Source organism: Rhizobium sp. P1_C7 (assembly GCF_056406295.1).
This window is the reverse complement of the sequence record NZ_JBFUAL010000016.1, coordinates 1-2808: the sequence shown is the minus strand read 5'-3', so window position 1 is coordinate 2808 and position 2808 is coordinate 1. Positions and strand designations below refer to the sequence as shown.

General features: G+C 62.2%; 3 protein-coding genes. All 3 read left to right on the top strand.

Annotated features, from left to right (window positions below; all coding sequences use genetic code 11):
- The coding region (locus AC1D2R_RS22440; protein WP_477970623.1) for an electron transfer flavoprotein subunit beta/FixA family protein at window positions 1-475 on the top strand (475 nt) is incomplete at its 5' end.
- Window positions 476-499: 24 nt separating this feature from the next.
- Window positions 500-1444 carry an electron transfer flavoprotein subunit alpha/FixB family protein gene (locus AC1D2R_RS22435; protein ID WP_477970621.1) on the top strand — a complete coding sequence of 315 codons (945 nt, stop codon included), beginning with the start codon at window positions 500-502 and terminating at the stop codon, window positions 1442-1444.
- Window positions 1441-2808 (top strand): NAD(P)/FAD-dependent oxidoreductase (locus tag AC1D2R_RS22430; RefSeq protein ID WP_477970619.1); only part of this gene is annotated, 1368 nt, incomplete at its 3' end. The genes AC1D2R_RS22435 and AC1D2R_RS22430, both read left to right, overlap by 4 nt.

The window sequence follows — 2808 nt, the reverse complement described above, 5'->3', positions numbered from 1 at the left end:
WGTTGCCAAGATCCTCAAGGGCGTCGTCGACGCGGAACAGCCGGGTCTTGTCATCGTCGGMAAGCAGGCAATTGACGACGACWSSAACCAGACCGGCCAGATGCTCGCAGCTCTGCTCGGCACCGCCCAGGCGACCTTTGCCTCGAAGATCGARRTCGGAGTTGCTGGTCCTGGCGGCAAGGCTCAGGTGACCCGCGAAGTCGACGGCGGTCTGCAGACGATCGAAGTCAAGTTGCCGGCAGTSGTGACCACCGACCTGCGCCTGAACGAGCCCCGCTATGCTTCGCTGCCGAACATCATGAAGGCGAAGAAGAAGCCGCTGGACAAGAAGTCGCCCGCTGACTTCGGCGTCTCCACCACGCCGCGCCTCAAGGTCCTGAAGACCGAAGAGCCGTCAGGCCGCAAGGCAGGCGTGAAGGTCAAGTCGGTTGCCGAGCTCGTCGAAAAGCTCAAGACCGAAGCCGGCGTCCTCTAAGGTTCGAGAAAGGGAGATTCTACCATGGCCATTCTTCTTCTGGCTGATCACGACAGCAACCACCTTTCCGASCAGACCGCCAAGACCCTGACGGCGGCGGCAAAGATTGCCAAGGAAACGGGAAGCGATGTCCACGTCCTCGTCGCCGGCGCCGGCGCCAAGGTTGCGGCCGAACAGGCCGCAARGCTCTCCGGCGTTTCCAAGGTGCTTGTTGCCGAGGACGCAAGCCTTGCCCACAACCTCGCCGAGCCGCTCGCCGCCCTGATCGTCTCGCTGGCCGGCAGCTACGACACGATCATCTCGGCCGCCACCTCTACAGGYAAGAACGTGCTGCCGCGCGTCGCAGCCCTGCTSGACGTCGCSCAGGTCTCGGAAATCATCGAGGTCGTCTCGGCTGAYACCTTCAAACGTCCGATCTATGCCGGCAACGCCATCCAGACGGTGCAGGCGACCGACGCCACACGAGTCATCACTGTGCGCACGGCATCCTTCGCCGCGACCTCTGAAGGTGGCTCCGCTCCGGTCGAGGCGATCTCGGCCGTTTCCGATCCTGCTTTGTCGACCTTCGTCGGGGATGCGCTGTCGGCTTCCGACCGTCCGGAGCTGACGTCGGCCAGGATCATCATCTCGGGTGGTCGCGCCCTTGGTTCTGCCGAGAAGTTCAGGCAAGTCATCCTTCCTGTTGCCGACAAGCTCGGGGCCGCAGTCGGCGCCTCGCGCGCTGCCGTCGATGCCGGTTACGCGCCGAACGACTGGCAGGTTGGTCAGACGGGCAAGGTCGTCGCCCCGCAGCTCTACATCGCCTGCGGCATCTCGGGCGCCATCCAGCACCTCGCCGGCATGAAGGATTCGAAGGTTATCGTCGCCATCAACAAGGACGAAGATGCCCCGATCTTCCAGGTCGCAGACTACGGCCTCGTCGCCGATCTTTTCGAGGCGCTACCTGAACTTAAGATCGCTCTGCGATGACCCAGACGACTGAGCTGCCGGAACGCGAAAGCATGGAATTCGACGTGGTGATCGTCGGTGGCGGTCCTGCGGGTCTTTCGGCGGCGATCCGTCTGAAGCAGGTCAGTCCCGAGCTTTCGGTCGTCGTGCTTGAAAAGGGTGCGGAGGTCGGGGCGCATATTCTCTCGGGCGCTGTCGTCGACCCGATCGGTATCGACCGGCTGCTGCCGGGCTGGCGCGAGGATGCCGACCATCCGTTCAAGACCAAGGTAACGGACGACCACTTCCTGGTGCTCGGCCCGGCCGGTTCGGTACGTCTTCCAAATATCCTGATGCCGCCGCTGATGAGCAATCACGGCAATTACATCGTATCGCTTGGGCTTGTCTGTCGATGGCTTGCCACCAAGGCGGAGAAACTTGGCGTCGAAATCTACCCGGGTTTTGCCGCGACCGAAGTGCTTTACAGCGACGAGGGTGCAGTCATCGGTGTGGCCACCGGCGACATGGGCATCGAAAAGAACGGCGAGCCCGGCCCCAACTTCACCCGCGGCATGGAACTGCTCGGAAAATACGTGCTGGTCGGCGAGGGTGTGCGGGGATCGCTGGCCAAGCAGCTGATCGCCAGGTTCGACCTTTCGAAAGATCGCGAGCCGCAGAAATTCGGCATCGGCATCAAGGAACTCTGGCAGGTGAAGCCGGAGCACCACCGGCAGGGCCTGGTGCAGCATTCCTTCGGCTGGCCGCTCGGCATGAAGACCGGCGGCGGTTCTTTTCTCTATCACCTCGAGGACAATCTCGTCGCCGTCGGTTTCGTCGTCCACCTGAACTACAAGAACCCTTATCTCTATCCCTTCGAGGAATTTCAGCGCTTCAAGACGCATCCCGCGATCCGGACCACCTTCGAGGGCGGCAAGCGGCTCTCCTACGGCGCACGTGCGATTACCGAGGGTGGCTACCAGTCGGTGCCGAAGCTTTCTTTCCCCGGCGGCGCGCTGATCGGCTGCTCTGCCGGCTTCGTCAACGTGCCGCGCATCAAGGGCAGCCACAATGCGGTTCTCTCAGGCATGATGGCGGCTGATCGCATTGCCGCAGCAATCAGCGCCGGCCGCTCCAACGACGAAGTGATCGAGATCGAGAACGATTGGCGCGCGAGCGACATAGGCAAGGATCTGAAGAGGGTTCGCAACGTCAAGCCGCTGTGGTCGAAGTTCGGCACAGCGATCGGTGTGGCGCTCGGCGGCCTCGACATGTGGACGAATACACTTCTCGGCTTCTCCTTCTTCGGCACGCTGAAGCACGGCAAGACCGATGCGCAGTCGCTGGAGCCTGCTTCGCAACACAGGAAAATCGACTATCCCAAGCCCGATGGCGTGCTTACATTCGAC